Raw genomic sequence first — 5,689 nt, forward strand, 5'->3', positions numbered from 1 at the left:
CACGCGGCGTCGCTGCATCAGGCTTTCGCCCATTGTGCAATATTCCCCACTGCTGCCTCCCGTAGGAGTCTGGGCCGTGTCTCAGTCCCAGTGTGGCCGGTCGCCCTCTCAGGCCGGCTACCCGTCGTCGCCTTGGTAGGCCATTACCCCACCAACAAGCTGATAGGCCGCGGGTCCATCCTGTACCGCCGGAACTTTCCACACCCCACCATGCGATGAAGTGTCATATCCGGTATTAGACCTAGTTTCCCAGGCTTATCCCAGAGTACAGGGCAGGTTACCCACGTGTTACTCACCCGTTCGCCGCTCGTGTACCCCGAAGGGCCTTACCGCTCGACTTGCATGTGTTAAGCACGCCGCCAGCGTTCGTCCTGAGCCAGGATCAAACTCTCCAATAATGAATTGTTTGATCGCTCCGAACAATCACTGACATTACTGTCAGTTGTCCAGTTTGATCTCAAAGGAAACCCATTGACTGGGTTCATATAAGTTACTGGCTATTCGGCACGCTGTTGAGTTCTCAAAGAACACGCGCACACCATTTCGTTTCGCTTTGTGCGACCCGATCCGGGGCAGGTATTCGGTATTTCGTTTGTGTCTGAAGCTTAGCAACTCCGTTTTCGCCTTGTCAAATCGGCCGTTTCGGACCGTTTCGCTCAGCAGAAACCCGCTTCGCATTCAGTTTGCTATGTTCCAGAAGTTATCCGAACCGCATTTCCCCTGTCAAATCGGCCTCTTCGAGGAATCCGACCCAGCAAGGAACGCTGGTACTTCATGTAGTTCTGGGGGTTGTGCCCCGCTCCGTTCCGTTTCCGGCCCGTTCCGCGCTGGCAGGGAGAAACTTACACCCGTGTCGTCCGGGCTCCAAACCGGGGGTCCCCTTAGGCAGTCGCAGGGTCCTGACGTGCGCAATCACCCCCGATCGGGCGCGGCGCGACGCCGGGCGTCGGGATAACGTCGATCCGTGGACGTGATCGTGTTGGGCGGTGGGCCCGCGGGCCGGGCGTTGGCGGGCTCCTGCGCGGAGGCGGGACTGGAAACGACACTCGTGGACCCCCGCCCCGACAAGCCGTGGACGTCGACCTACGGCGCGTGGGCGGACGAGCTGCCGAAAGGCGCCCCGATCGCCGCGCACGCGCCGGTGACGCGCGCGGTCGGCACGGAGCACCACGTGCTGGACCGCGAGTACGTGGTCCTCGACAACGCGCGCCTCCAGGTCCTCTCCCCCTCGGTGCACGTCGAGGTCGGCAAGTCCACGAGCATCGCGCTCGGCCCTCACCGCTCGTCCGTGCGCCTGGCCGACGGGCGGACGCTGACGGCCGCGCTGGTGGTCGACGCCACCGGGGCTCCGCCGAGCCGGGGCAGGGTCGAGCAGACCGCGGCGGGTGTCGTCGTCCCCGCGGAGGAGGCGAAGGCCGTGCTGGGTGACGGCGAGGCGCTGGTCATGGACTGGCGGCAGCCGCCGGTGACGGGTGTGGAGTGGCCGACCTTCCTGTACGCCGTCCCCCTCGGCGGGGACCGGGTGCTGCTGGAGGAGACGTCCCTGGCGCGGCGGCCGGGTCTGCCCGTCGCCGAGCTGCGGACGCGGCTGGCCGCGCGGCTCGCGGAGCACGGCATCGTGCCGACGACGGTGGAGGAGCAGGTGCGCTTCCCCGTGGACCTGCACCGGACGGCGCGGTTGACGTTCGGTGCGGCGGCCGCGCTGGTGCACCCGGCGACCGGGTACAGCGTCGCCACGACGTTGACGCTGGCTCCGCTGGTGGCGGAGGCGGTCGCCGAGGCGCTGCCGAAGGGGCCTCGGGCGGCGCGGGCGGCGGCGAAGCAGGTCATCTGGTCGCCCGCGGCGAAGGTGGTGCACACGATGCGCCGCCACGGGCTGCGCGCGCTGCTGGCGATGCCGCCGGAGCAGGTGCCGGAGTTCTTCGACCTGTTCTTCCGGCTGCCGGAGGAGCTGCGGCGCTCCTACCTGTCCGACCGCGAGGACGTGGCGGGGGCGACGAGGGCGATGGCCGAGCTGTTCCGCCACGCGCCGTGGCGGTTGCGCCGAACGCTGGTGCTGGCGCCGCAGGATCGCTGACCCCGGTCGAAGAAGTCGTGAACACCTGGTGAACCACCTCGGCAGGCGGTGGGTCGACCAGGCACGATCGTCGGGTGCCCGCGTTGCTGGATGACGTCCGATTCGCGTTCCAGCCGCTGTTCAACCTCCACACCGGGGGTGTCGTCGCGGTCGAGGCGCTGGCCCGACCGCAGGACGGCGGCGTGCGGGACCTGCTGCGCACGGCCCACCGCGCGGGGTACCTGACGAACACCGACGTGGCTCTGGCCTGCCGTGCGGTCGGGTTCGCGGCGGACCACGACCTGACGCTGCCGCTGCACCTGAACCTGCTGGCGATGACGGTCGCCGACCGGCCGGAGTTCCTCGCGCCGCTCTACGGGGCGTTGCGCGACGCGGGCCGCGACCCGTCGAGCGTCGTGGTCGAGATCGGCACGCCGTACTCGCGTGCGCGGCGCGGGCTGCTGGTGCGCGGTCTGGAGCGGTTGCGCGCGGACGGGTTCCGCATCGGCCTGGACGGGGTCGGTGAGGGTGACGTGCCGCTGAGCCTGCTCACGGAGGCGCGGCCGGACGTGGTGAAGCTGGACCGCGAGGTCGTGGCCGGGCTGCCGGAGGACCCGTCGTCGACGGCGTTGGTGCAGGCGTTGCAGCACATCGCCGAGCACACCGACACGCAGGTCGTGGCCGAGGGCGTGGAGACGGAGCCGGAGCTGGTGGCGCTGCGCAGGCTCGGGGTTCGGCTGGCGCAGGGCGACCTGCTGGCGATGGCGTCGCGAAGACCGAAGGTCAACGCGACCATCTCGGCCGTGTTGAGCGAGGCGAACGACCCGGAGGCGGTGACGCACACCGGTCCGATCCGGCGGTTGGCGGGCCCTCGGGTGACGGACTTCCTGCACCCCGCGACCACGCTGCCGGAGGACGCGACGTCGGAGCAGGTGCGCGAGGTGCTGGCGGGCCAGCCGGGGTTGAGCGGTGTGGTCCTGGTCGATCCCGACGGGCGTCCGCGCTGGTCGGTGGACCGCAACCGGTTCCTGCTGTCGGTGACCGGGCCGTACGGGCACGCGCTGCACGCCAAGCGCGACGCGGCGCGGCTGGCGGACCGGCCGCACCTGGTGGGGACGGGCACGTCGGCGGTGGAGCTGCTGGAGGTCGTGGCGCACGCCGCGCGGGAGCGGACCAACGACGACCTGGTCGTGGTGGACGACGACGACCGGTGCCTGGGTGTGGTGCGGGTGGCGGACGTGGTGCGCGGGATCGCCGAGCTGAAGGTGGAGCAGGCGGCGGCGCTGAACCCGTTGACGCGGTTGCCGGGCAGCGAGGCGGTCGAGCGCGAGGTGGACCGGCGGATCATGTCGGGTGAGTTCTTCGCCGTGGGCTGGTTGGACGTGGACGGGTTCAAGCGGGTCAACGACGGGGTCGGGTTCGCCGCGGGTGACGAGCTGATCCGGGCGATCGGGCGGGGTCTGTCGGAGGCGGCGGCGGAGTGGTCGTCGGCGCAGGTGGGGCACGTCGGCGGGGACGACTTCCTGGTGGTGGCCGGGTTGGACGAGATCGTGCCGATGGCGACCGGGGTGCTGGACGCGGTGTTCGAGGTCGAGGGCATGGCGGTCACGCTGTCGTTCGCGACGCTGGTCTGCGGGGCGGGTTCGGTGCCGTCGTACCGCGAGGTGTCGCGGTTGTTGGCGCCGTTGAAGACACAGGCGAAGTCGTTGCGGGGCAGCAGTTGGGTGCTGGGCAGGCCGGGCGACGAGCGGGCGGACGTGCTGCGCGGCGAGCCGGTCGGGGAGAGCGGGTCCCCCCGACCGGCGGCGTGATCACCTGGTCGACGGCCGTGAGGCCGGGAGGCGGGCCCCGCGCTGGGCACCAGGGCGCCGCCGGTGGCCGTGCCGGCGGTGCGGGACGGGGAGCCGTGCCCGGACGCGTCGACGTCGTCGTGGAAGGAGGGGCAGATCGAGCGGGTCGAGCTGTCGCCCGCCGCCGTGGGCGGGCTGCTGGACCGGGCGCTCGACGACGCGCTCGACCAGGTGAGCCAGCGGTCGGGGAACTCGTTGCCGCCGCGGGAAACCCCGCGGTCCGGAGTGGACAGCGGATCGCTGCGGCACCGGCACGGGGTGTGGCGGTGGGCCGGTGTGGAGCGGCCGACGCGCAGTCCATCGCGTGGGCGGGCACCGAGGCAGGCGCGGCCGGTGTGCGGGACCGGGTCGCCAGCAGCGCGCTGACCAGGCGGGAACGCGACGTGGTCCGGCTGGCGGCGGAAGGCCGTTCGAGCCAGTGGATCGCCGAGCACCTCGCCGTGTCCCGGCGTACCGTCGACAACTACCGAGGTAGGGCGTGCGCGAAGCCGGGCGTCACCGGGTGTTCGGAGCCTGCTGCCGTCCTGGGCTCCGAAACTGACGCCATCCGCGCGCACAGTTCGCCAATACGCCGCATGTGCCCCGACTTCGTCACTCATAGCATTGATCGGACTACCCTGAGCACTGGGAGCCACTGTGAGCACGACCGAAGCCAGCCAACTGCCCCGTCCGCGGACACTCTTCGACAAGGCCCTCACCGTAGGCGTCGAGGAGGAGTTCCTGCTGGTGGACGCGGTGACGGGGGTCGTCGTACCACTGGCGCCCGACGTGCTGGCGGCCGATTCACCGCACGACCTCCAGGCTGAACTGACCCAGTTCCAGGTCGAGAGCGCCACACCGGTGTGCCGCTCGATGAGCGAGGTCCGCGCCTCGCTCACCACCACCCGATCGGTCCTGGGCACGATGGCGGCGGCGCACGGAACCCGCATCGTCGCCACCGGCACCCCGGTGCTGGGCGACGTGAAACCCGTTCCGCTCACGAACGACCCCCGCTACCGGCGGATGGAGGTCGAGTACGGGCGCCTGGTCCAGGACCTCACCATCTGCGGTTGCCACGTCCACGTGGGAATCCCGGACGACGACGCCGGTGTGCTGATCAGCAACCACCTGCGCCCGTGGCTACCGGTCCTGCTGGCGCTGAGCGCCAACTCCCCGTTCGCGGACGGCCGCGACACCGGCTACTCGTCCTGGCGCTACCTCTCCTGGAGCCCGTGGCCCTCGGCGGGAGCACCGCCGCACTTCAGCTCCGCCGAGGAATACCACGTGGCGAGGCGGAACCTGCTGGACAGCGGCGCCGCAATGGACCCGGCCACCGTCTACTGGGACGTGAGACTGTCCGCGAACCACCCGACGGTGGAACTGCGCGTCTGCGACGTGGCCGCCACGGTCGACGAAGCGGTCCTGATAGCCGCCCTCACCAGGGGCGTGGCGGTCATGGCGCTGAGCGCGCGGGCACCAGCGCTGGACGTGGCACCCCACGTCCTCCGAGCGGCGATGTGGCGAGCGGCACGGGACGGCGTGGAGGGAACGAACGTGGACCTCCGCACCGGCAGCCTCGTGCAAGCGTCCAAACAGGTCCAAGCCCTGGTCGAATGGGTCCGCCCAGCCCTGGAAGCAGCAGGCGACTACGACCTGGTGACAGACGCGGCGGACAGGATCCTCCTGGACGGCTCAGGCGCAGCCCGCCAAAGACGGGCCTTCCAACAACGAGGAAGCCTCAAGGACGTGGTCACACTGCTCATGCGGCAAACAGCGCACCCATGACAAGTAGCCCGACCAAGGG

General features: G+C 70.1%; 4 protein-coding genes, 1 rRNA gene and 1 pseudogene. 5 read left to right on the plus strand and 1 reads right to left on the minus strand.

What is annotated here, in order from left to right; genetic code table 11:
- Nucleotides 1–398 (minus strand): 16S ribosomal RNA (locus VFZ92_RS15450); the annotation flags it as partial.
- 566 nt (nucleotides 399–964) lie between these two features.
- On the opposite strand from VFZ92_RS15450, the gene VFZ92_RS15455 reads away from it, so the two are divergent.
- From VFZ92_RS15455 to VFZ92_RS15470, 5 genes and pseudogenes are all read left to right on the plus strand, one after another.
- The gene (locus VFZ92_RS15455; RefSeq protein WP_330876613.1) at nucleotides 965–2,077 is read left to right on the plus strand and encodes a lycopene cyclase family protein; all 1,113 of its coding nucleotides are present in this window, start codon (nucleotides 965–967) and stop codon (nucleotides 2,075–2,077) included.
- A 74-nt stretch (nucleotides 2,078–2,151) separates the two neighbouring features.
- Nucleotides 2,152–3,867 carry a GGDEF domain-containing protein gene (locus VFZ92_RS15460; RefSeq protein WP_330876614.1) on the plus strand — a complete coding sequence of 572 codons (1,716 nt, stop codon included), beginning with the start codon at nucleotides 2,152–2,154 and terminating at the stop codon, nucleotides 3,865–3,867.
- A 63-nt stretch (nucleotides 3,868–3,930) separates the two neighbouring features.
- Nucleotides 3,931–4,272 (plus strand): hypothetical protein, encoded by a 342-nt coding sequence (locus VFZ92_RS15465; protein WP_330876615.1) that lies wholly within the window; start codon nucleotides 3,931–3,933, stop codon nucleotides 4,270–4,272.
- 17 nt (nucleotides 4,273–4,289) lie between these two features.
- Nucleotides 4,290–4,349 (plus strand): annotated as a pseudogene (locus VFZ92_RS42500) (hypothetical protein); the annotation flags it as partial.
- A gap of 193 nt (nucleotides 4,350–4,542) precedes the next feature.
- A complete protein-coding gene (locus VFZ92_RS15470; protein WP_330876616.1) occupies nucleotides 4,543–5,670 on the plus strand; it encodes a glutamate--cysteine ligase in 1,128 nt (375 codons plus the stop codon).
- The last annotated feature ends 19 nt before the right edge of the window (nucleotides 5,671–5,689 follow it).

Origin of the sequence: Umezawaea sp. (assembly GCF_036375055.1) — a bacterium.
Classification (GTDB): domain Bacteria; phylum Actinomycetota; class Actinomycetes; order Mycobacteriales; family Pseudonocardiaceae; genus Umezawaea.